At 37.7% G+C, this 23723-nt stretch carries 22 protein-coding genes and 2 pseudogenes; 9 read left to right on the forward strand and 15 right to left on the reverse strand.

Going from position 1 to position 23723, the window contains the following annotated elements; all coding sequences use genetic code 11:
• Positions 1 to 130 precede the first annotated feature (130 nt).
• From Q5N69_RS10695 to Q5N69_RS10705, 3 genes are all read right to left on the reverse strand, one after another.
• The gene (locus Q5N69_RS10695) at positions 131 to 1471 is read right to left on the reverse strand and encodes an MATE family efflux transporter (RefSeq protein ID WP_304368910.1); all 1341 of its coding nucleotides are present in this window, start codon (positions 1469 to 1471) and stop codon (positions 131 to 133) included.
• A 258-nt stretch (positions 1472 to 1729) separates the two neighbouring features.
• Positions 1730 to 2359 carry an isochorismatase family protein gene (locus tag Q5N69_RS10700; protein WP_304368911.1) on the reverse strand — a complete coding sequence of 210 codons (630 nt, stop codon included), beginning with the start codon at positions 2357 to 2359 and terminating at the stop codon, positions 1730 to 1732.
• A gap of 42 nt (positions 2360 to 2401) precedes the next feature.
• A complete protein-coding gene (locus Q5N69_RS10705; RefSeq protein WP_304368912.1) occupies positions 2402 to 3262 on the reverse strand; it encodes an oxaloacetate decarboxylase in 861 nt (286 codons plus the stop codon).
• 495 nt (positions 3263 to 3757) lie between these two features.
• On the opposite strand from Q5N69_RS10705, the gene Q5N69_RS10710 reads away from it, so the two are divergent.
• Positions 3758 to 4873: an FAD-binding oxidoreductase gene (locus Q5N69_RS10710; protein WP_304368913.1), complete on the forward strand. Its 1116-nt coding sequence runs from the start codon at positions 3758 to 3760 to the stop codon at positions 4871 to 4873.
• 14 nt (positions 4874 to 4887) lie between these two features.
• Here Q5N69_RS10710 and Q5N69_RS10715 read toward each other — a convergent pair whose 3' ends face one another.
• The 4 genes and pseudogenes from Q5N69_RS10715 to Q5N69_RS10730 form a co-directional block, all read right to left on the reverse strand.
• Positions 4888 to 5118, reverse strand: a complete 231-nt coding sequence (locus tag Q5N69_RS10715; protein ID WP_304368914.1) for an N-acetyltransferase — start codon at positions 5116 to 5118, stop codon at positions 4888 to 4890.
• Positions 5063 to 5356, reverse strand: coding sequence for a hypothetical protein (locus Q5N69_RS10720; protein ID WP_304368915.1), 294 nt, complete (start codon positions 5354 to 5356; stop codon positions 5063 to 5065). Before Q5N69_RS10720 ends, Q5N69_RS10715 begins: the two co-directional genes overlap by 56 nt.
• 221 nt (positions 5357 to 5577) lie before the next feature.
• Positions 5578 to 5982 carry a DUF1761 domain-containing protein gene (locus Q5N69_RS10725; protein WP_304368916.1) on the reverse strand — a complete coding sequence of 135 codons (405 nt, stop codon included), beginning with the start codon at positions 5980 to 5982 and terminating at the stop codon, positions 5578 to 5580.
• Between the two features lie 86 nt (positions 5983 to 6068).
• Positions 6069 to 6315 (reverse strand): annotated as a pseudogene (locus Q5N69_RS10730) (transposase); the annotation flags it as partial.
• A gap of 58 nt (positions 6316 to 6373) precedes the next feature.
• On the opposite strand from Q5N69_RS10730, the pseudogene Q5N69_RS10735 reads away from it, so the two are divergent.
• Positions 6374 to 6529, forward strand: a pseudogene (locus Q5N69_RS10735) (IS110 family transposase); the annotation flags it as partial.
• Here Q5N69_RS10735 and Q5N69_RS10740 read toward each other — a convergent pair.
• The 5 genes from Q5N69_RS10740 to Q5N69_RS10760 all read right to left on the reverse strand — a co-directional run bounded on the left by Q5N69_RS10740 (position 6500) and on the right by Q5N69_RS10760 (position 9172).
• Positions 6500 to 7003, reverse strand: a complete 504-nt coding sequence (locus Q5N69_RS10740) for a hypothetical protein (protein ID WP_304368917.1) — start codon at positions 7001 to 7003, stop codon at positions 6500 to 6502. The pseudogene Q5N69_RS10735 and the gene Q5N69_RS10740 overlap by 30 nt on opposite strands.
• A 46-nt stretch (positions 7004 to 7049) precedes the next feature.
• A complete protein-coding gene (locus tag Q5N69_RS10745) occupies positions 7050 to 7343 on the reverse strand; it encodes a HigA family addiction module antitoxin (protein ID WP_304368918.1) in 294 nt (97 codons plus the stop codon).
• Positions 7343 to 7621, reverse strand: coding sequence for a type II toxin-antitoxin system RelE/ParE family toxin (locus tag Q5N69_RS10750; protein ID WP_068547700.1), 279 nt, complete (start codon positions 7619 to 7621; stop codon positions 7343 to 7345). Before Q5N69_RS10750 ends, Q5N69_RS10745 begins: the two co-directional genes overlap by 1 nt.
• 280 nt (positions 7622 to 7901) lie before the next feature.
• Positions 7902 to 8705: a hypothetical protein gene (locus Q5N69_RS10755; RefSeq protein ID WP_304368919.1), complete on the reverse strand. Its 804-nt coding sequence runs from the start codon at positions 8703 to 8705 to the stop codon at positions 7902 to 7904.
• Between the two features lie 113 nt (positions 8706 to 8818).
• Positions 8819 to 9172: a hypothetical protein gene (locus tag Q5N69_RS10760; RefSeq protein WP_304368920.1), complete on the reverse strand. Its 354-nt coding sequence runs from the start codon at positions 9170 to 9172 to the stop codon at positions 8819 to 8821.
• Between the two features lie 774 nt (positions 9173 to 9946).
• Between Q5N69_RS10760 and Q5N69_RS10765 the strand changes: the two genes are divergently transcribed.
• From Q5N69_RS10765 to Q5N69_RS10795, 7 genes are all read left to right on the forward strand, one after another.
• Positions 9947 to 12100 carry a TonB-dependent receptor gene (locus Q5N69_RS10765; RefSeq protein WP_304368921.1) on the forward strand — a complete coding sequence of 718 codons (2154 nt, stop codon included), beginning with the start codon at positions 9947 to 9949 and terminating at the stop codon, positions 12098 to 12100.
• A gap of 37 nt (positions 12101 to 12137) precedes the next feature.
• Positions 12138 to 13664, forward strand: coding sequence for an aldehyde dehydrogenase (locus tag Q5N69_RS10770; protein WP_304368922.1), 1527 nt, complete (start codon positions 12138 to 12140; stop codon positions 13662 to 13664).
• Between the two features lie 118 nt (positions 13665 to 13782).
• Complete coding sequence (locus Q5N69_RS10775; protein WP_304368923.1) at positions 13783 to 14976, forward strand: NAD(P)/FAD-dependent oxidoreductase; 1194 nt, start codon at positions 13783 to 13785, stop codon at positions 14974 to 14976.
• Between the two features lie 9 nt (positions 14977 to 14985).
• Positions 14986 to 15732, forward strand: coding sequence for a hypothetical protein (locus Q5N69_RS10780; RefSeq protein WP_304368924.1), 747 nt, complete (start codon positions 14986 to 14988; stop codon positions 15730 to 15732).
• A gap of 1 nt (position 15733) precedes the next feature.
• On the forward strand, positions 15734 to 16651 hold the full coding sequence (locus Q5N69_RS10785; RefSeq protein ID WP_304368925.1) for a polysaccharide deacetylase family protein: 918 nt from the start codon (positions 15734 to 15736) through the stop codon (positions 16649 to 16651).
• 21 nt (positions 16652 to 16672) lie between these two features.
• A complete protein-coding gene (locus Q5N69_RS10790; RefSeq protein ID WP_304368926.1) occupies positions 16673 to 18199 on the forward strand; it encodes an aldehyde dehydrogenase in 1527 nt (508 codons plus the stop codon).
• Positions 18200 to 18599: 400 nt separating this feature from the next.
• Positions 18600 to 19292, forward strand: coding sequence for a Crp/Fnr family transcriptional regulator (locus tag Q5N69_RS10795; protein ID WP_304368927.1), 693 nt, complete (start codon positions 18600 to 18602; stop codon positions 19290 to 19292).
• Positions 19293 to 19654: 362 nt separating this feature from the next.
• Here the strand turns inward: Q5N69_RS10795 and leuD are convergent, their stop codons facing one another.
• From leuD to Q5N69_RS10810, 3 genes are all read right to left on the reverse strand, one after another.
• Positions 19655 to 20305 (reverse strand): 3-isopropylmalate dehydratase small subunit, encoded by a 651-nt coding sequence (gene leuD / locus Q5N69_RS10800; protein ID WP_304368928.1) that lies wholly within the window; start codon positions 20303 to 20305, stop codon positions 19655 to 19657.
• A 2-nt stretch (positions 20306 to 20307) separates the two neighbouring features.
• Entirely contained in the window at positions 20308 to 21723 is a 1416-nt protein-coding gene (gene leuC / locus Q5N69_RS10805; RefSeq protein WP_304368929.1) for a 3-isopropylmalate dehydratase large subunit, read from the reverse strand.
• Positions 21724 to 21852: 129 nt separating this feature from the next.
• A complete protein-coding gene (locus tag Q5N69_RS10810; protein ID WP_304368930.1) occupies positions 21853 to 23712 on the reverse strand; it encodes a hydantoinase B/oxoprolinase family protein in 1860 nt (619 codons plus the stop codon).
• Positions 23713 to 23723 lie beyond the last annotated feature (11 nt).

Genomic DNA, 23723 nt, shown 5'->3' on the forward strand with positions numbered 1-23723 from the left:
TAATCATTTTTTAAATACTTATACACACATAGTATAATGATATAAGTATATGTCAATTGAATTCTATTCTTTTACTTATAGATAACCTTAAACTGTTAACTATATTAGAAAGTATTTGCTTGATGGGGAATCAAACATCATATTCTTTTAACCAATTACAGCCATAAACACGCCACACTAACAAGCCAGTTTTTACAAGATAGTCGATAAATACCGTGGCAAATATCCACTCAACAGGCGCTTCAAAATGTAATAAAACCATAGCTGCGCTAAATCTTATAATGACGTTACCTAACATCACACTCAACATAGGCCAGCGTGTATCCCCACTGCCCTGCAAAGCACCAGTTAACACAAAGTCTACAGCCATAACAGGTTGAATTATTGCATAAAATAATACGAGCACAGAGGTGTAATAAGCCACTTCACCTTCGCCAACCATCCAAATAGATATTTCTTGTGCAAAAATACCAATAACTAAACCAATAGCGCTCATAAAGATAACAGACGTTATAAGTGATGTTCGCAGGACTTGTTTAGCCAAATGAACAGTGCCTGCCCCTATAGCTTGTCCAACCATAACAGCTGTCGCCATAGATAAGCCAAAGCCAACAACTAAAGACACAGTGATCAACATAACACTGGCACCATAAGCAGCAAAAGGTGCTGTACCGTATTTAGCAACCACCCATAAAAAAGCTAAAACAGCGACTTGACGAAGTACTTGTTCAAAAATAGCTGGAGAACTGACTTTGAGTAAGCCTCTAGTATTTTTAAATGTCCATTTACCCACGAACATTTCCTGCAACCTAGAACGACTGAGGTACATCATAAAAACCAAGCCGAGTACATTACCAAGAATTGCTGCTAAGGCTAAACTTCCTGACCAGTGGCTTACAGGATTAATATTATATTCAACAAATACATAGGTGATGAATAAGGTACCAACATTTAATAAAATACCACTAAGCAAAGGTGTTTTCACAATGCCGCAAGCTCTTAAAGCACCAGCTAATATAAAGTAAAAACCAATTAACCAACCACAATAAGCCAGTACCTGAATATAACTAACACCTTCTGTAAGTGCCTCGCCTTCCATGCCTAAACTTTGCAATAAAAACTCAGGAATTGACCAAAATATAACACCGAAAATAATAGTTGTTATGACGGTAATTAATAACGAGAGGCGTATCCAAGCATTGGTTTGTTTATGATCTTTTTCACCATGGCTTCGAGAAATCAAGGCCAAAGATCCAACATTTAAACCTAATAAAACCGCCTGAATAATAAAATAAAGTCGCTGCCCTGCTGTAACACCAGCAAGTACCTCACTACCTAAAGGCGCAATAATCTTTATAGTTAAAATTCCAACCACAGCAATCATGGCTTGTACGCCACCCACAGAAAAAGCTAGAGAAAAGAGTTTTTTCACATCAACTTGTGGATCAATAGTTTGCTTTAATTCTGTCATGATGGCTCTTACTTAACGTTTTAACGGAATGATTTGGGCTATTAGCTTTGCTCAATAGCTCTGGAAATGTGCTGAAATAATGACGCTACACTAGGGTCAAATTAACTTAAATTAATTTAATTTGGCCTAATAACAAAAAGGTTTTCATCGATGAAATTTGTACTGATTTTGTGTATTGCTTGGAATAAAAAATAGGTAGGCCAAGCTGAATACTTAGACCTACCTATAACCCTCACAAAATAAATACTTAAAAACTCTTTATAAAGATTCTAAGTACTTAATAATGTCATTTTCGCTAACAACATCAGCATATTTAGCATTCATATCAAACAAGTTAGCATTATGTGGATCTTCATGACGATCGCCACACGCTTCTGCAACAACAGTAGGAATAAAGCCACTTGAAATTGCATCAACACAACTTGCTCTTACACAGCCACTTGTTGTTAAACCAGTAAGAATTACGCTATCTACGCCAGCTGCCGTTAATGTTGAAGCTAACGATGTACCAAAAAACGCACTTGGGTATTGTTTAGAAATAACCAGTTCATCTTCTCTTGGTGACAATTCGCCAGCCCAAGCTCCCATAGGAGAACCTTCAACTAAGTGCTCAAGAGGTAATATTTTTTCGAAGAATCTACCGCCGTTAACACCTGACTTGTGGTATACAACATTGGTATAAACCACTAAAACACCAGCTTTTCGTGCAGCTTCAAGTACACGTATTGCAGACGCTAAGGCATCTTCAACATCAGCATATAATGGGCAAGACTTGTCGTAATAAGCTTCAACAAAATCAATTAGAATAAGTGCAGGCTTTTTACCATAGCCTACTTTGTTGCCGTAAGCCGCTGCATAGTTTTGATCAATATCAGTATTAGTTGTCATTATTTATTTACCTTATCAACGTATTTAACAGAGAACTAAAGGCTACTTAGCCCATTTTTTCTCAAATTCCCAAACTTCATCAAAGCCAATCAATGAACAAAATTCTTTAAAATCACCAATAGGAACTCCTTCTGGTACTGGGCTGCCTTGCTGTTTGAAACCAACAAGCGCTTGTTCTACAGCATGAATAGCCGCTAAGCTTGTTAACGCTGGAGCAATAGCTAAAGCAAAGCCAATGTCTTTCATCTCTTCGGCGTCCATCATTGGTGTACAACCACCATTAGCCATGTTTGCCATCATTGGGCCATTAACTAAAGCACATGCACGACGCATTTCATCTTTGCTTTCTAATGCTTCAACAAACAATACATCTGCACCAGCTTCTTGATAGGCTTGAGCACGAGCAATAGCAGCATCAAAACCTTCGGCTTGGCGCGAATCGGTACGAGCGATAATTAACATATCTGGGTCAGTTCGAGCGTCAATTGCAACTTTAATTTTCTCAACCATATCTTCAAGAGGAATAACTTTACGATTAGGTGTGTGGCCACACTTTTTAGGGAACTCTTGATCTTCAATTTGAATAGCTGAAACGCCAGCTTCTTGATAACTACGTACTGTGTGATGCACGTTAAGTAAACCACCAAAGCCGGTATCCGCATCTGCAATAACTGCACTGTTACATGTTTTTACTAAGGTAGCCATACGATCAACCATTTGCGTAACACTAACAATCCCTGCATCAGGTAAACCATATGCTGAAGCTGTTGACCAGTAGCCAGAACCATAAACAACATCAAAACCGACTTTATTCGCTACACTAGCAGTGATCATGTCTTGAATACCTGGAGCAAATATAAATTCACCTTTATTAAGTTTTTCACGAAGTATTGGATTGGCCATTTACTTTTCCTATAGTTTTAACAAATAAACTCTCGCCCATTCCATTGCAACAAATAATATCAACATGTTGAACTCTTGGTAGCGAGGACATCTCTTGAGAAAAACCTCAAGTTTTTACAAATATTAGCCGCCATGAGATTCATGCAAAACATACGGCAAAACGAAAAAGGGACGACTTCCATGTCAATGTTTGTAATGTTTATTGCGTTCAAAATAATGTTAGCTTTAAAACCTGAATCATCCTGAAAGAGGTTTATTTTGAATAACACTGCATTAAAGATTCTACGATTTCAGTGACTACTTGAGAGCTTGTTATCTTTTTTGAGAAGCAATATTGATGGTATAAGTATCAACGATTGAAAAATATCAGCCATGACAATTATCAAAGACCATGCCGACTTTCAGAGAGTATCGTTGAACGTATCTAACATTACTTAAAAGTAATAAAACTCAGTTATCAGAAGTATTCTTTCTCTTAACAGAAGGCTTAAAAACATGAACAAAACAAGAATAATTACAACAACTAACGGTACAACCTTTGAGCAGTTAGAAGGTCAGTTGATTCTTGATGCGAGTATTGAAGCAAGCTCCCCGATTAATCATAGTTGTCGCTCAGGTCGTTGTGGCTTTTGTAAAGTAAAAGTACTCTCAGGTGAAAGCTTTGCCTACCGACAAGAAGAGTTAACACCTGAGGAATTAGCAGATAATTGGATACTCACCTGTGCTAGAAGCGCAAAATCAGACCTGCACATTGATGCAGGTAATTTAACTAAGATTAGTTTACCTAAAAGAGTAACGATACCCTGTGGTATTGCTCAACTGACTTTATTATCTAATGATGTTTTAAATGTCACTTTACGTTTGCCTTTAATAAGTAGGCTGGATTATTTAGCTGGTCAATATGTTGATATCACAAGCCCTAACGGTATTTGTCGAAGTTACTCGTTAGCTAAAGCTAAAGTAGATGAACAAACCATTGAAATACATATACGTAGGCTTGAACAAGGCGCCATGAGTAACTACTGGTTTAATCAGGCTAAAGTGAATGATTTACTGACACTGCAAGGACCGAAAGGCACCTTCTTTTTGCGTGACGATATTGCCCAAAAAGATTTATATTTTTTAGCCACAGGAACAGGTATAGCTCCAATTAACGCCCTATTAGAAACAATAGAAAGTTTACCTAAAAACCTACAACCTCATTCGATTACCGTGATTTGGGGTGAGAAAACAATAGAAAGGTTTTATATGGATTTAGCTAAGAGGTTTTCAAAAAAAACAGTAGATATCAAAATTATTTATACGCTAACAAAACCTCAATCGACTCAAACCTTGTTAACCCAAACCTCGCCAACTCATGTTCAGTCAACTCAAACATCTGTAGAACAATTATATTGCTCTGAACATCATGGTTACACTGATAGTTACGCTCAAGGTTATGTTCAAAAAGTATTATTAAGTTTAAAACCAGATCTAACGAATAGCAGAGTTTATGCGTGTGGCTCATCATTAATGATAAATGATGCCCAAGCCTTATTAATTGAAAAAGGGTTAGACGAAAAACACTTTTTGGCTGATGCCTTTGTTATTTCAAGAGCAACGAAATTGTAGAATGAATCATTTATTTATATTGTTTTAATCATATGAATTGTTTCAGGTTTAAATCCCAAGTTTTTATAAAAGCCTTTTGCGTTTTGATTATTTGCAAAAACCTCCAAATGCAATAACCTACACCCTGAATTTTTAGCCCAATTTTCAGCATATCCCATTAAAATTTTTCCTACACCTAAGCCTTGTGATTTAGGTAAAACAGCAAGTAGTGGTATCGTTCCACAAGTTTCGCCTGAAATGTCCATCTTTATGTGTACGTACATGAACAAAGCCCAGTTGAACATTATTACTTTCAGCAATAAATGTAACGTTTGGCTCTAGTGTCTCAGCTAGGATTTCAGAAATATAATCATCTTGCATTGTTCGAACAACATCGTCAGTGTGCCATTCTAGTTTTGCAACTTCGGCTAAATTTGGTGATAACTCAAAAATAAATGGATGATCATTATCTTGAGCTTCTCTAACAACAATTAAATTTTTCATACTACCTTTTGAATAAGTAACCTGAATTCTGGGTAATCGATTTTGTAAAAAATTGATTTAATTTGGTTTAGTTAAAATAATATATATTAAAACTGACTTAAATGATTCATTGCTCTCATAATCTTGGGATTTAATTCTTTAGCTATTAACAATAAAAATAACGACGTTAGAGGGGTAAATAACAATATTAGTCGTAATGGCTTATCCAGAGTTCAGATTTTTTAATGCCAGCCTCCTAAAATAGCTCCCATTATTGTAATTCCAGTGGCGTGATAACCAGCATTTATTGCGAATAGTTTGAAAGACCTTTGCTCAAAAAGATCATTTATTGCAAAAGACATAGCGACCCAACCGAAGCCAGCCAAAAAACCATAAAACATCCCAGTTTTTAAAGTACTGGTACTTCCTAAAAACATCGCTAAGTTAAAAGCAATGATTAAACTTGCAATAAAAGCAAAGCCAAATACTTTAGCCCCGTTCTGGTTTTTTACCGCTTCTTCCGTTATCCCTGTTTCCTTCATCCACACCTTCCCAAACAGTAAAGGTGAATACCACAAACCACCGAGAACAAAGCTTGATAAAGCTGAAACACCAATAGCTAAAAAATTCAATGTTGAGAAATCCATAAACGCCTCTTTTCTATTTAAATTATAAATTATAAAAAAAACAGTTAGTTAAAATCTCCTATAAATTCGAGTCTCATATCAAATTAAAGCTGCTTGATTTTATTGAGTTCTTTTTTATTAGGAATTTTAGCCATAAGTTCACTATTTCTGTTATAGCACGGTTTTATTGAAAACTTACCTTCTATATATTCTTTACGCCAACGCGAGAGCATTAACGGACGTATATCGAGCGCCTGAGCAATATCCTTTAATAAGACATCGTCTCTTAAGCTTAACTCGACGGCTTTAATTTTAAAATCTATTGGGTTTTTTAGATTGGGTATATTTGGGCATTGTAGTTTCCTCTGTGTGATGAAGAGGTGTCCACTAAAACGGGGGAACTACACAACCACATAACACCACCATCAGAGCGTTGGCGTTTAAGTGGATAAGAATATTATTTCGGTGTTGGAAAACAAGTACAGCTTATGATGAATCGACCTATCTAGCAGCTTTGAAAAACAAAGGCTCACCGCTTTTAAAATATGCGGTGGAAAGTAAGTTTTAACACTGGCTGTCCACCTCTGGGCGTGTTGTTAGCTTTTATATTGAGGCGCGAGATTAACTCATTTCTTTTTACCTTACAGTAATTTATTTTTTCTTGTATCGCTGAGCTTTTGTATTTATTGCCATTGAAAAGCGTAATAGAAATATAGCACCCCTTTCCACTTCTGTTGGTTGAACCAAAAGATATATATTCTATATTCCTTATTGAAATTGATTTATTTTTAGCTGGAGAAATATAACTTAAGTTTAAGTAATCCCCATTTTTTTCTAATGCGTAATATTTATTAGCTGCGGAATATGCCCAATAATAGAAAAAAACAAAGCAAAAAAGAGTGCCAATAATACTTCCTTTAAGGGAATACTCTTTATTTAGTAGTAAAGCTATAAACATTACTATTGAAGATATAGAGGCACAAAAAAGAAAAAAATTATAGTGGGCTAACGGTATATCTTGAGAAAGTGAAATTAAAGTCAAGAATAATCACCAGTAAAGAAAGCTAACGCCTTGCTTGTAATATTTTTTATGCCACTGAAAAGTTTACAGTATGAACATTAGCTAAATTAATTTGTTGTTTAGCATGCCAAAGGTCATAGTTATCTTGCATTGCTAACCAACTTTCCGGTGTTCTGCCGATTGCTTTAGATAAGCGAAGTGCCATTTCTGGTGAGATTGCACTTTGACCTTTTAAAACTCTATTTAATGTAGATGATGCTACATCGAGTTGTTTAGCCAAATAACGACAACTAAAGCCTGCGGGCTCTAGATATACATCGTAGATAAACTCTCCAGGATGTGGTGGATTATGCATAGTCATTAGTGATAGTCCTCATAGTTGAGAATATATGCATTACCATCGATAAACTCGAAAGTAATGCGCCAGTTACCATTTACAGTAATAGACCAAATCCCATCACGATCCCCTTTGAGAGGATGCAATTTAAAGCCGGGTAAATTGATATCATCAATTTCTTGAGCGGTATCTATTGCGGTAAGTTGCATTCGTAATTTACGTTGATGCTTAGCCTGAATCCCAGCAACACTTCCAGTTTGGAAATACTTCTTGAGGCCTTTGTGTTTAAAAGATTTAATCATACCACAAGTGTAGCGTGATGCGCATCAATCATCAAGAAAAATATAACGAGGCTGTAGAATTTATAAAAAATAACAAAAACACCTCTAAATCAGGGTATCAAATGCATTACCCACTTCGTGTTTGTATCTTATTTTGCATTACAGGAGCTTAATTTTCACCTGTTTTACACAAAACTATAAATTCTACAGCCTCAACGTTTTGCTAAGCGGCAATAAAATAGCTGGCTAAAATTAGCGAGGAACGAGCAAAAGCCAGCTGTTTTTTGTCCGTTTAAGCAACTTAACTGCCTTTTAGTTTGGTTATTTCAATATTTTTTATATTTATATCTGGTGTTTCTACTAAATTTGGAGATAAAAATGCTGGTAAGCCAACTTCTCCTTGTCCGTGAACCCAAATGAAAAGTTCCAACCCAGTAATTGTTGGATGTATTACAAATGCAAACTGATCAACTTCAATGTTTTCTTTTTTTAAGTCTTCTGGGTTTTGCAAAGCAAAACGCCCTCCTATTAAGTCTGCTTTAGCTAAACCAGACAATGAGTGAGCAATAAAAGGCATTTGATTTTGTTTGGCGTCGAGCTTAAATGTTTCTTCATAACACTTTATTGGTGCTACTAAAGTTAATTTTGCGCGATCTACATTGCTATTTAAATCAAGATCCTGTCCTTTAGCGTGGAACCACATAAGATAATAAAACAAATAGTGGCATCTCAGTTGATAACTAGACATTGATTTTACAATTTGAGAATAGTAAACACCTCTATCATCAATACCATCTTCCGTTCTAGCTGATGCTAATACACCACCAAAGTACTCAGCTAATAGCTCATCATCACTAAATCTAGCTTCATCATATACGTGCTTCATTACTCTCGCGTTGACCACACCAGGATTATCAATTTTAGAACCGCACTTTTTTTCGGCTTTCTTAAATACTGAAGCTATATTTTTTTGGCTTTTCTCTACAAGACTCTTCATTTCACCACCGAGATATTCAGCAGTTGGCCCGAGTAACTTTGAAACACCATCTTTCGAAAGGTACGCAGCAACGGCTGCACCACCTATAGTAGTAATTGGTTCTGGCACGATACCTCATTGGCAGTTAACGCCCCGCTTAGGGGCAAATACTTGCTGGTTATAATACCAAGCGAAGCGCCGGGAGCCAGCGAGAATTTGTTCCAGCGAACGCAGTGAGTGAACTACAGCGGCTTGTTAGTTTTACCTTTCTCGTACTCTAAGGATATATCAGCAATCCAATCCAAGAAGAATGAACCGAAAAATAGTACAAACGAAAAAATTGACCATGTAGTAGGGGCATAGTTATTTTCGATACTTAAAGTTACTGATTTTATTGTTGCTTCAGATAACTCAGGAGGAATAGATTTTATCGCTTCTTTTGTAGCGACACCCCATACAATCAGAACCATTAATATAAATCCAGAGATTGCCATTACTTTGTTTGATATATGCTTCTTAAAAACCTCAGGCCTTTGCCATGCTGCAATTAGAAGCATGGAGACAATACCTGTCATTATATATTTTTCTTCAAACAAATTAATACTCCGTGTAAAACTAACAATTTAATAGTGCGCAACTTGCGTATTTTCCTGCTTACAAGTTGCTCACTTTCTAATTTCTACTATTAATAACAAATTCAATAAAACTTATCTAGTTAAAGTACTTATGAATAATTGCTAAATAGTTAACAAAGACAAAAGTGCGCAATTTGCGCATTTGCATGAATATAGGGGGAAACACCAGGAACCTGTATAAAATCACAGGTTGTATTACTGAACAAATAAATAAAATTTGAATACAGTGCAGAGACAGCTTTGGTGATTTTATGCACATTCAGACTCTGTGAAACATTAATTAAAACTTTTAATGTAAACTCTCAAATTATAATGCCTTAAGGGTGGGAGAATGCGTATTAGCCGTATTAAATTTATTTTACCTGAACTCGATGCATGAAGTGTCGTATAAAGTTAGCAATGTTTTAGTACAGGCCAATACAATTACGTGACGCTGCTTTAATACCAAGTTGATTAATCAATCTCTCCCTTGCTAACTTTTCAGCTTTTTCATACCAACAAATCTGTTTTTACCTTAGCTCTTCCACTCAAGCAATTTAATTAGCAGGCATTTATTGACAATTATCATAGTGCACCCCCTCAGTTAGCTATAAGTTTAAGTTATGTTGATATATCTACCATACAAACAAAGTAATTAAATATTTTTGCTGAGTGGGATAAATAAAATCAACAAAAAAAAATAATAATAAAGAAGTTTAGTTTTTTAACCTGAAATACAAACATTGGGAATGTCATATGAAATATATTAACTCAAAAGTTTTTGTAAGTTGCTCTTTAGCTCTAGGTATTACAACAGGTGGATTCGTTCATGCAGAAGAAGTTCAAGACGATCTTGCCATTGAAAAAATCACCGTAACAGCTCAGCGTAAAGCTGAAAGTATTCAAAGCACACCCGTTTCTATTTCAGCACTTAGTCCAGAAGATATCGAAAGATTACAAATAGATAATACAAAAGACTTAAGTCAAGTTATGCCCAATGTAATGATCAAAGGTGTTAGTGGTGGAAGTGCCGGCATTACCCCATTTATTCGAGGTGGTGGCGTAACCGATGGCGCACTGATTACCTCAGAACCTGAAGTAGGCATTTACATTGATGATGTTTACCAACCACGTTCTGCTTCATCTTTTATTGAATCACTTGAACTAGAGCGCATTGAAGTATTACGTGGTCCACAAGGTACTCTTTATGGTCGAAATAGCTCAGCGGGTGCTTTAAAAATAATTTCTCGTGTCCCTGATGAATTGTTTAGATTTAAAAATGAAATAGGTATAGGCACTTGGGGCGAAATATATGACAAATTCAGTGTTAGTGGCGCCCTAAGTGATGATGAAAAGCTACGCGGTGGTATTACGGGTATGTTGCGCACCCGTGATGGCGGACGTCAATATAATGCAACATTAGATAAAGATGTTGGCGCAGAAGATTATGCAGGTTTTCAAGGCGACTTATTCTACGAAGGCGATGACTACACAGCGAGATGGAAATACTTTTATACAAAATATGAAAGTGACGGGCTTTACACTTCGGCTTTAGACCCTTTTCAAATAGATAATCCTTACGATCAAATACCTTTCACTTCTGGTGAGTTTGATACTGTTTTATCGCCATTCGAATCATCTACTAATGATAAGCAATACGGTACGAGCTTACATTTAACCAAAAACATTAATGACTCTCTAAAAGTGTTATCAATCACTTCATGGTCTAAATTACAAAATGATTGGGCAACAGGATTTGGCGGAGGAATTGACAATGCTCTTCTAGGAATGCCTGTGGCAGGCTTTTCTGAGTTGTTCTCTAGAGACTCAGTAAGTGATCAAACAAGCTTCACGCAAGAACTCCAACTTCAAGGTACTGCCTGGAATAGCCGAGTAAATTATATTGCTGGATTATATTACTTTAACGAATCTGGCGAGCAAATAATAAATTCAGAAGTTTTCTTCACTCCTTCTTTTAGTGATTTCGACGTTGACACAAAAAGCTATGCAGCATTTGGACAAGCTAGTATTAACGTAACAAACAAACTAGGTTTAACGGTAGGTGCTCGCTATACAATTGATGATAAGACCTTAGATGCCATTCTAGAAACTAGCTCTGTAAGCCGTGACGATACCTTTAAAAGATTTACCCCAAAAGTCGCTTTAAATTATCAAGCCAACAAAGACTTACTTTTTTACACAAGCTACACAGAAGGCTTTAAAGCTGGCGGATACAACAGTTTAGCTTCTACTCCAGAAGCATTAAACACTCCATTTGACATGCAAATTATGGATGCTTATGAAGCAGGCATTAAAAGTGAATGGTGGAACAACCGTCTACGTATAAATATCGCTGGTTTTTACAATGAATATTCAAGCCTACAACAACAATCTGTTGATGAATTTGGATCGTTTGTTACTGAAAACTATGACGCTGAACATAAAGGAATAGAGTTAGAACTTTATGTTCGCTTGAGCTCAAGTTTAAATTTATGGGCTAATGGTGTTTCTCAAGATGGTGAATACACAGGTGTCAGTATTAATGGAGTGGAAACAACAAGTGGATTGGTTGGTAACAAAATGACCAATGTATTTGAATATCAATATGCCGCAGGTTTGGATTTCACCAAAGATATTGGTAATGGAACCCTGATGCTAGGTACTAATATCAACCGTCGTGGTGATTACTTTTCTACAGCAGACAACTCAAACACAGGGCATATAGCGCCAGTTACTTTAATAGATGCTTATGCTTCATATACCGTTGATCGATGGAAACTCACACTTTCAGGTAAAAACTTAGGTAATGAAAAATACGCATTTACAGGCTTTGGATTTAGCTTAATTCAATCACGCTTTATGTCAGATCCTATGACATGGCGATTAAGTTTATCGTACGAATTATTTTAAGTACCTTTAAGTTAATTAAATGGAAAAGTGAGCAAGTATGCAAAATAACAAACACAAGAAAGACAAAAAGGCTATTCGCATCAATATTTCAGCCGCTACACAGCAGTTTTTAGATCAATCACATCAATTACTTATTGATGGTGTATGGGTCGATGGTGAAGCAAATGAAACAATTGAAACTCGCGATCCAGCCCGAAATCATGTGCTTGCCAGTGTTGCTATTGCTAGTCCAAAAGATGTTGACCAAGCGATAATTGCTGCGCGTAAAGCTTTAAAAGGCCCTTGGTCAAAGCTCACTCATTTTGAAAGAGCAAGGTTACTTAATCGCCTAGCCAAACTCATTGAATTAAATACAGACTTATTAACAGAAATTGAAGTGTTAGATGCTGGTATGCCTACACATATTGCCCGCCTTACCGTAAGTAACATTGTGGAAATGCTTGAATATTATGCGGGTGCTGCTCAGCGTATTGAAGGTAGTACAACTACATCACCTAGACATTTAACTGATTTATCAGAGGCATTAACTTACACATTGAAAGAACCTGTTGGTGTGGCTGGATTAATTATTCCATGGAATGCTCCTGCAATATCGGCCATGTTAAAGCTAGCTCCAGCACTTGCTGCAGGTTGCTCTGTCGTTTTAAAACCTTCAGAAGAAGCGCCATTGTCTTGTTTGTTATTAGGTCAATTATGTTTAGAAGCAGGCATTCCTGCAGGTGTTGTTAATGTAGTAAATGGCATAGGTAAAGTTGCAGGCGTAACACTTTCTACCCATTGTGATGTAGATAAAATCTCTTTTACTGGCTCAACAGAAACAGGTAGAAAAATTATTCTTGGGGCAACAGGAAACCTTAAAAAAGTATCCCTAGAACTAGGTGGGAAGTCGCCTGTTATTGTTATGCCCGATGTTAACTTTGATGAAGTAGTTCCTGGCATCGTCACTGCAGCATTTTTTATGCAGGGTCAAAATTCAATGGCAGGTTCGCGACTATTTATACATGAATCTATACATGATGAATTAATGGAGCGCGTTAAGTTTTATACCGAACAATTAGTTATTGGTCACGGTATTGACCCTGCAACGGTGATCGGTCCAATGATTTCAGAACAGCACTGTAAAAAAGTGCTCGCTTATATTGAATCAGGTATCAAAGAAGGCGCGACATTACTCACAGGTGGCAAACAACTTTCAGAGCAAGGGTTATATATTCAGCCAACAATATTTACCGATTGCACAGCTGATATGACCATAGTGCAAGAAGAAATATTTGGCCCTGTTATGACTGTACAAAAATTCTCAACACTTGATATCGACAAAATAGCCGAACTTGCAAACAACACAAATTATGGTTTATCGGGCAGTGTTTGGACAAAAGACTTAGCTGTTGCGCATGCACTCGTTGCCCGTATTCGTGCTGGGCAAGTATCAATTAATTGTCATGGAGCTATAGGCACAAATATTCCTTTTGGGGGCTATGGACAATCAGGTTGGGGTCGTGAATATGGCTTAGAAGGACTAAATGCCTACCTAGAAACTAAAGCTGTTACAGCTAAGTTATAGAAGAATCTAAGCTCGGCCTAAACGCGACTTATTGTCACCGTTTATAAGAGCTCGTTATTTCAAAATAAAACAGTTAATCAAAGTAATATCAACTGTTAAACAATAAGGTTAAAAGTCTATGAAATCTACTCAAGTTATCGTTGCTGGCGCTGGTCCAGTAGGAACCGTTACGGCATATCGCCTTGCGAGTATGGGTTTTGATGTAATTCTTTGTGAAGCTGGCGCTAACTGTGCTGTTGACTTACGAGCATCTACTTTTCATCCGCCAACATTAGAAATGCTTGACGAGTTAGGCATGGCGGATGAACTCATTGAACGCGGCTTAAAAGCGCCAGTTTATCATTTCCGTGAACGTGCTAGCGGCGAAGTAGTTGAGTTTGATTTGTCTGAACTTGAAGGCAAAGAGAAATACCCTTTCCGCCTGCAATGTGAACAACATGTATTATCAAGCATGGTGGCTAAAAAGTTAGAAAACCATCCTAAAGCTGAAGTACTTTTTAATCACAAAGTTGTTCATTTTGAACAAACAGAAGACGGAGTTGAAGTTTCCTTAGAAGGTCCATTCTCAATTGAAAAAATTAGAGCAAAATACCTTGTTGCTGCTGATGGCGGTAATTCAATTATTCGTAAATGGTTAGGTGTTGAATTTGAAGGGTTTACTTACCCAGAAAAATTCTTAACGCTATCAACCAAAGTAGAATTAAAAGACTACATAGATAACCTTGCTTACGTAAGTTACGTATCTGATCCGAAAGAATGGATGGTATTACTTCGTGTACCAAGTGTATGGCGAATTTTGGTTCCAGCAAGTGAAGATCAGCCTGATGAATACCTCCTTTCAGATGAAAAGAAAAACCAAGTTTTCCGCGATTTAATAGGTCGTGAAGATGTTGAAACTGAGCATCGAACTATCTACCGCGTGCATCAACGTGTTGCTAAAAAATTCAACCATGGTCGAGTGTGTTTAGTGGGCGATGCTTGTCACATGAACAACCCATTAGGTGGTTTTGGTATGAATAGTGGTATTCATGACGGTTGGAATTTAGCGGATAAAATTAAGCTAAACCTAACTGAAGGTCATGATGACGCTAACTTTGAGTTATTCGACGCGCAACGCCGTCCTGTAACTCACAGCTTTATTCAAGCTCAAACCATGCAAAATAAAAGATTATTAGAGCACAGCCCTGAAGAAAACCACGCGATGCGTTTACAAGAAATGCACGATATCTGTAATGACGACGAACAACGTTTAGCTTTCCTTAGACGACAAGCAATGTTTACTAGTCTTGAACAAGCCAACAATATTAAATAGGAAAATACTATGAGAGACGCACTCGGATATAGAGCTAAATTTGGTGTACTAGGTCCATCAACAAATACTATTGTACAACCAGAATTTGACGAAATGCGCCCTGCTGGCGTAACAAATCACTACAGCCGCATCGTTATTGAAAATGCAAAAGCTGTATCAAACGAAAGTTTTATGGCTGGTACCAAAATGATAGATGAAGGTACTGAAGAAGCAGTAAGAGGTGTAATGACTTGTGCTCCTGATTACCTTGTTATGGGTATGTCTGCTGTAACTTTTTACGGTGGAGCTGAAGGTGCACAAGCTTGGAAAAATCGTATCGAATCAGTTGCTGGCATAGGAATATCTATGGGTTCAGAGTCTGTAGCTGCTGCCTTACAAGCGATTGGCAGTATTAAAAAAATCGCCTTTTTATCTCCTTATTTTCCTGTTGCGAATACTGAAGTAAAAAACTATTTCAGTGACCACGGTTACGAGACTGTTCGAGATATACCTATGCAACGTCCTAGTTGGTTAGGCATAGCTGAAACACCATTTTCACTAACACGCGATACCGTTAAAAAATTAGATAGTGATGATGTTGATGCAATTATTCAAGTGGGTACTAACCTTTGTATGGCGCGATTAGCTCCAAAATTAGAGCTTGAATTAGGTAAACCTGTAATCGCTATCAACACAGCAACTTACTGGCATGCACTTCGTACATTTGGCATAACAGACAAAGTTGAAGGCTTTGGTAGATTATTAGAGGAATTTTAAGATGGAATATGATTACGTACCGATTAGTGAACGTGGCCAATTAAAATGGCCTGACGGTAAAAAAGTCGCTTTAGTGTTAACTTTTAATTTAGAAACTTGGGATCTGATCAAAGAAACTGATGCCCCTTATTATGCAGGCGGCCCAGCAATATTACCTGATACTTTACCTGGCAACATACCTGATTATCCAAACTTTAGCTGGCGCGAATATGGCCAACGTGTTGGTATTTGGCGCTTATACGATTTATTTGATGAGTTAGGCGTTAAAGCAAGTTGTACTACTAATGCGGTAACTTTTGAACGTCGTAACCCTATGGTTAAAGCCTGTTTAGATCGTGGTTGGGAACTTATTACTCATAACTACGAGCAAGGTGAATTACTAACAAACTTTGCTCACGAGCCAGAAAAAGAACAAGCTGTTATCTCACGCTCTATAGATATGTACGAAAGCTATGTAGGCAAGCGCCCTATCGGTTGGTTATCGTCATCTTTGCGTGGCACGTTAAATACGCCAGCAATTTTAGCGAAAGAAGGTTATAAGTTTTACTGTGACATTATGAATGACGATCAACCTTTCATGATCCGCACAGATAATGGCCCTATTGTTTCTGTTCCTTATTCTAACGAAATTAATGACTTCACTATTATTACTCGCCGTGGTCATACAACAGATGAATACCGTGACATTTTGATTGAAGAGTTAAATGTGCTTTATAAAGAAGGCGCAACTCAAGCACGTATTATGAATGTTGGCTTACACCCTCATGTTACTGGTCGAGCTTATCGCATTCGTGCCATTCGTGAATTTATAGAGTATGCAAAAACGCTACCTGATGTTTGGTGGGCAACCCGTGAAGAAATTGCTGATTGGTATTTAGAACAGCAAGAAACTCATATCCCCGGACAACTAAAAGACTAGCCGACAATTAAGGAGCCAATTATGACTGATGTGATACTCAACGATGGAGTTACCCCTGAAGCACAAACACAAGCGGTACGTGACTTACTTGCTACAACACCAGACAAGCAGTTATTTATTAACGGGGAATTTCGTGCGCCTAGAAGCGGACAATATCTTGAAACACACGATCCTGCTACAGGTAAAGTGATTGCGAGAATTGCTAATGCCTCTGAAGCCGATGTTAATGATGCTGTATCTTGTGCGCAAGCTGCTTTAAAAGGCCCTTGGTCTAAAATAACGCCAATGGAACGTGCAGGCATTTTAAATAAGGTTGCCGATTTAATTGAAGCGAATATTGACGAGTTATGTGAACTTGAAATATTAGATCAAGGTAAGCCTTGGTATGTTGCACGTTGGGCAGAAATTCCAGCCGCAGCAAATCAATTTCGTTATTTCGCTGGTCAAGCGATGAATATTGAGGGACAAATACTCAATACTTCAATTAATTACCAACCAGAAGGTCGCGATGTTCAAGCTTGGACGGTACGCGAACCTGTTGGTGTTGTAGCAGCTATTACTCCTTGGAATTCACCACTTGTTTTAACAGCAATGAAATTAGCGCCAGCATTAGCTGCAGGTTGTACTGTTGTACATAAACCTGCCGAGCTTACCTCATTAAGTGCTTTACGTTTAGCAGAGCTTATTCATCAAGCTGGTGTACCTGAAGGTGTTATGAACGTTATAACAGGTGAAGGTGCTAAAACAGGTTCTTGTTTAGCTAATCATATGGGCGTAAGTAAAGTAGCTTTTACCGGTTCAACTAGCACAGGTCGTGCAATTGTTGATGCAAGCAAGTCAAACCTTAAGCGCGTTACATTAGAATTAGGCGGAAAATCTCCTGCAATTGTTTTACCAGACGCAAATCTCGATTTAGCTATACCAGGCATAGCTAACGGTATATTTTTTAATAGCGGACAAGTGTGTGTAGCTAACTCTCGTACTTATATTCATCGTTCTATCTTTGATCAAGTATTAGAAGGTATTGCTGGATATGGAGCTGGCTTACAGCTAGGTCATGGTTTAAATCGTGAGACTCAAATGGGTCCGGTTGTATCAGTAGATCAAGCTGAAAAAATTGAAAGCTACATTAAAACGGCTAAGAATGAAGGCGCTACTATTGTTACCGGCGGTCAACGCTTAGGAAGCAATGGTACCTTTATTCAGCCTACCGTAGTTACTGGTACACAGTTAAACAGTGCCATTCATTGTGAAGAAGTATTTGGTCCAGTGATTGTAGCTGAACCTTATGACGATATAAATGATGCGATAGAGTGGAGTAACAACAGTGAATTTGGCTTGGCTTCAAGTATTTGGACTCAAGACTTCACTCACGCTCAGCGACTATCTCGTCAAATCCAAGCAGGTACAGTATGGATTAATAGTCATTCTATGTTTGATGCTTCAATGCCTATTGGTGGTATTAAACAGTCAGGTTACGGTCGTGATAGCGGTAAATTAGCTTTAGATAATTACCTTGATTGGAAAACTATTTGTGCCGTTGTATAACTTTACTCAATAACTTCTACTTCAGTACAAAAATGATTAATCTCCCCGATTAAAATGCAGTTTGAAAGCGATTTCAAACTGCATTTTCATATAGGCTTAATATTTTCATTAGGGCCTGTTGATCTTTCAGGGTTAAATTTTATTCGATTTAAATGAACCCAAAGGGCAGCAGGTGTTTGAAATACTTAACTTTGGATAGAAAGGGCGTTATCGTCTGTTCGAGTAGCCAGCTACACGTCACATACTCTGCCTTGTCTAAATATCAAACACCTTGCTGTAAAAACAATCTCGAAAGTTCAACAGACCCTAGACTTTATTTACTATTTCCAATACATTAATTTTAAGCGCCTTAGCAAGCATCACCCAGATCAAATTCAATAACAAAAAGGGTTTCTAATCAATGTCGTTAAATATCCCTTACCAAAGCGTAAACTTTGAAAATGATTGTTTATTGTTTCACGATTTAACTCAAAATAACCGAGAGCAGTTACTACAAATATCTCGTCTAAAAACGTTGTCGAAGCAACAATATCTAGTGATGCAAACCACACCTGCTGACAAGCTATTTAATATTGTGTCAGGCGTAGCGACAGTTGAAAAGATCTCAAGTAACGGACGCAGACAAGTGATATCTTTTTTGTTTCCAGGTGATTTTGTTGGTCTTTCTCACTCAGATACCTACGAATATAATATAAAAAGCTTAAGTGATTTAACGGTTTATGAATTTAAACGTAAAGATTTATCATCTCTGTCTGAAAAAATCCCTAGGTTAAAAATGAATTTGAAAAACATAGATTCTTTGGTGTTATCTATCGCGTTAGAGCAAGTCTATTTACTCGGACAATTAAAAGCCTACGAACGAATATGCTTTCTCCTCAACCAGTTATTAAAACGTATTCCTGATGCCAGCCCAGAGAAAATAGAACTGCCGATGTCACGCAATGATATCGCAGACTATTTAGGTCTTACTGTCGAAACAGTAAGTCGCTCTATAAGCCAGTTAAAGCGAGATGGTGTTATTTCAACACTTAGCCCAAACTGTATATGTATTTTGAAGTTAGATACTATAGAAGAGCTTGCTGCTACAGACTAATTAACCTGAGATCTGCTTAATATATTCTTCTCTAACAGCTACTTTTACTTTCTTCATCGTTAAATTTACTTGCAATAGGCTAGCTATTGACGCGAAATTTGCCTTGAAGAAAGAAAAACGATTAAGTTAGAGTATGAGTTAAATTTTATTAGTAATTATTGCAATGGATTAAAAACATCTTCAACCGAGTTCAGGTTAATTAACCGATAAAGAATGTCGTCTACATTTCAAAATAATAGTTTTATCTTGAAGCTCTCCTAACTATTCTTTACTCATATCTTAAAAATACAACAAAAAAAATCACACGCTAAAGGTGTGATTTTATAGAATGAGTAAAACGAATTGCTTAAACTTTTATTTGCTTAAACTTCTATTTTCTTGAACAACCAAGGTTCTCTTTCTTCAAGTAAATCTTCAAAGTTATGAATAGCATCAGAATGAGCAAGAGTTAAGGCGATATCATCTTTACCTTGTAATAGGTTTTGACGACGCCCTTCATCCATAGTGAACGAGGCAATTTTTTCATCACCTAAATGCACTTCACATTTTTCTAGATCAATACTTAATACCAAGTCATCTGCAGCTGTACAACGCTCAAATAAATCGTCAACTATAGCTTCGGATAAGGTAATAGGTAAAATGCCATTTTTATTACAGTTGTTATAGAATATATCTGCAAAGCTAGGAGCGATTAACGCTCGGATCCCGTAATCTCTAAACGCCCATGCAGCATGTTCCCTGCTTGAACCACAGCCAAAGTTATCACGTGCTAATAAGATGCTAGCACCTTGGTATTCTGGTTTATTAAGAATAAAGTCAGGGTTAATTCTACGGGTTTTAATATCGGTAGTTACGGAGCCTTCATCAAGGTAACGAAAGTCATCAAATAACCAATCGCCGTAACCAAACTTGCTGATAGATTTAAGGTATTGTTTAGGCAAGATAGCATCGGTATCAACGTTGTTACGATCAAATGGCAACACTTTACCTGTATGAGATGTAAAAGCTTGCATAATTATATGCCTCCTTGGGTAATATCAACAAAATGACCAGCGATTGCCGCTGCTGCAGCCATTGCAGGACTCACTAAATGTGTTCTACCTCCACTGCCTTGACGCCCTTCAAAATTACGATTTGACGTTGATGCACAATGCTCTTTCGCCATTAATCTATCGGCATTCATAGCTAAACACATTGAACAACCTGGTTCACGCCACTCAAAACCAGCATCTAAAATAATTTTATCTAAACCTTCTTTTTCGGCTTGCTGCTTTACTAAACCAGAGCCAGGTACAACCATGGCTTGGGTTATACTTTTAGCTACTTTTTTGCCATTAACGACTTTAGCGACAGCACGAATATCTTCAATACGTGAATTAGTACAAGAGCCTATAAATATACGGTCTAAATAGATATCGCTTATGGCTTGTCCTGCTTTTAAGCCCATGTAATTAAGAGCGTTTTGGTAATCAACAGCTTTTGTACCAAAGTCTTTAGGATCGGGTACACAAGTATCAACAGCAGTAACCATTTCCGGAGAGGTTCCCCAGCTAACTTGTGGTTTTATATCGGCAGCGTTAAAACGGTATTCAATATCAAATATGGCGCCATCATCACTGTGTAAATCTTTCCAGATAGATATTGCTTGCTGCCATTCATCACCTTTTGGTGCATAAGGTCGACCTTCAATATAATCTTCAGTGACTTGATCGTAAGCCACTAAACCTGCGCGTGCGCCAGCTTCGATCGCCATATTACATAAGCTCATTCGGCCTTCCATGGTTAAACCACGAACTGCGCTACCTGCAAATTCAATGGTAAAACCTGTTCCGCCAGCCGTACCAATTTGACCAATTACGTATAAAACAACATCTTTGGCGGTAACACCAAAAGAAAGCTCGCCATTCACTTCAATTAATAAGTTTTTAGCTTTACGTTGTAATAAACATTGAGTCGCCAATACATGTTCAACTTCAGAGGTTCCAATACCTACACCGAGTGCGGCGAAAGCTCCATGAGTTGCGGTATGCGAGTCACCACAAACAACGGTAGTGCCGGGTAAAGTTAAACCTTGCTCTGGTGCAATAACATGCACAATGCCTTGGCGAATGTCGGTAAGTTGAAACTGAGGAACATCAAATGCATTACAGTTATCATCTAATGTTTTAACTTGTATACGCGATGTTTCATCTTCAATGCCTGCAATACCAGCTGCTCGATTTGTAGTAGGTACATTATGATCAGGTGTGGCAATAATAGATGATAAACGCCAAGGTTTTCTGTTTTCAGCACGCAAACCTTCAAAAGCTTGTGCTGAAGATACTTCGTGAACAATGTGACGATCTATATAGATCAAAGACATTCCGTCGTCATAAGTTTTTACGCAACGACGTTCCCATAATTTGTCGTATAAAGTTTTTGCTGAACTCATGTTTCTCTCTCCAAACACCGTAGATAAATTACGGGCTAGGTTAATTTAGTTTTTATAAGAATATTATCGCCGACGACTGCCGGCGATTATTTGGATAATTAGAAGATTTTCTAATTAAGTTTTAGCTTTTTATTTTCTAAAAGATGGTGTGATTGGCGGCTCGAGATGTGTTTCTTCTAAACAACGCGCTTTAATTTCTTCAATCGTACCGCCGTGGTTAAATAAAGGTATTTCACCACGCTCACTGATCAACTTACTACGTAATGCTGCTGTAGCTGCTTCATCAACAGCACCATCAATAACAATTACACCGTAAGCTTTAGCGCCTTCAACCGTTGCTAGATTACGATTTATATCGTCTAGTACCAGCTGAGGTTCACGCTCGTATGGGTCACCCCAACCGCCGCCGCCCCAGGTATTAAAGTATAATAAGTCGCCGGCTTTAACTTTTACGTTTTCACATTTAGACGGTAACCATTCTTCACTACCATCTGCACGCACCATACGTTTATTTGAACGCATGCCAGGATCACCACCGTTAACTCCCCAAGGATGCACTAACCAGCGATCATCATGGATAGCAATTTGACCATCACATAAGAAACGATACGCAACACTTAAGCCGTTACCACCACGATGTAAACCAGCACCACCTGAGTCAGGAATAGTTTCATAGTTTTCAATACGCATTGGGAAGTATGATTCAATGAACTCATTTGGTACGTTAGTAAAACCTGGCCACAATGAATGACCATCAGGACCATCGCCCACTGGGCGTCCAGGAATACCACCAAAACCAATTTGGAATAACTGGAACCATTCGTTATTGTCGTCATAACCTGAGTAGAATAAATGTGGAGAATCAGAGAATCCCGCAGCATTTAACATTTCTTTTGGAGCCCCCATACCTAATAAAGCGCCTAGAATATCGAAGATACGACCTAATGCATGTGTACGACCCGATAATGCTGCTGGGTATTTAGGCTTAAGTAATGTGCCTTCAGGAATACGCACATCAACAAGGTCATAAAAACCATCATTAAAGATAATTTGAGGATCGACCACGTTAATGGTGAATGATCCAAAGAACATTTTGAACATGTCTTCATTCAAATAAAAGTTAACTGAGCTTTGTGCTTGAGGATCTGTACCATCAAAGTCGAAAATAACCTTTTCGCCCTCACGCCACATTTTACAATTGATCTTGTAAGGACCCATGCCCATGCCGTCATCACATAAGTAATCAGCAAATTCACGAGGTTCTTCAGGAATGAACATTTTGATGATTTGACCCATCGCCATTTTGTTTCGTTCTAGCATGATCTGCATGGTTGAATCGAACACATCATCACTAAAACGTTCAGCAAGTTCATTACAACGTAGTGCTGCAGTTTTACAAGCTGCAACTAAGGCATTTAAATCGAAACGGTTCCACTGTGGCGTTCTTACGTTATGCAGAATAAGTTCTAATACTTCTTCTTGTAAAACACCTTTTTTGTAAAGTTTAACAGGTGGAATTCTTACGCCTTCTTGGAATATAGTTGTTGCTTCAATTGGCATTGAACCAGGTACCATACCACCGTTATCAGACATATGACCAAACATAGCAGACCAAGCGATATGACGACCATCTTTAAATACAGGCACTAATACTAACCAGTCATTAAGATGCGAAACAGCCGCATTACACATATACGGATCATTGGTTAAAATGATATCGCCTTCTTCTAATGTCCCGTCGTAAGCGTCGGTAAAACCATTAATAAAAGACCCCATTTGACCAACAACCATTTTACCTTCGCGATTAGCGATAAGTGGGAAACAGTCACCTTGCTCACGAATACCTGGAGACATGGCGGTACGGAATAAAACCGCATCCATTTCTTCACGCGCATTTCGTAATGCATTTTCAATAATATCTACCGTTACACCATCTACATCAACACGTTGTAGGCGGGTTGGGTTTGTTTCTATAATCTGAGCAGTCATTTTTATATCCC

It is taken from the genome of Pseudocolwellia sp. AS88 (assembly GCF_030551755.1).
Taxonomy (GTDB): Bacteria; Pseudomonadota; Gammaproteobacteria; order Enterobacterales; family Alteromonadaceae; genus Pseudocolwellia.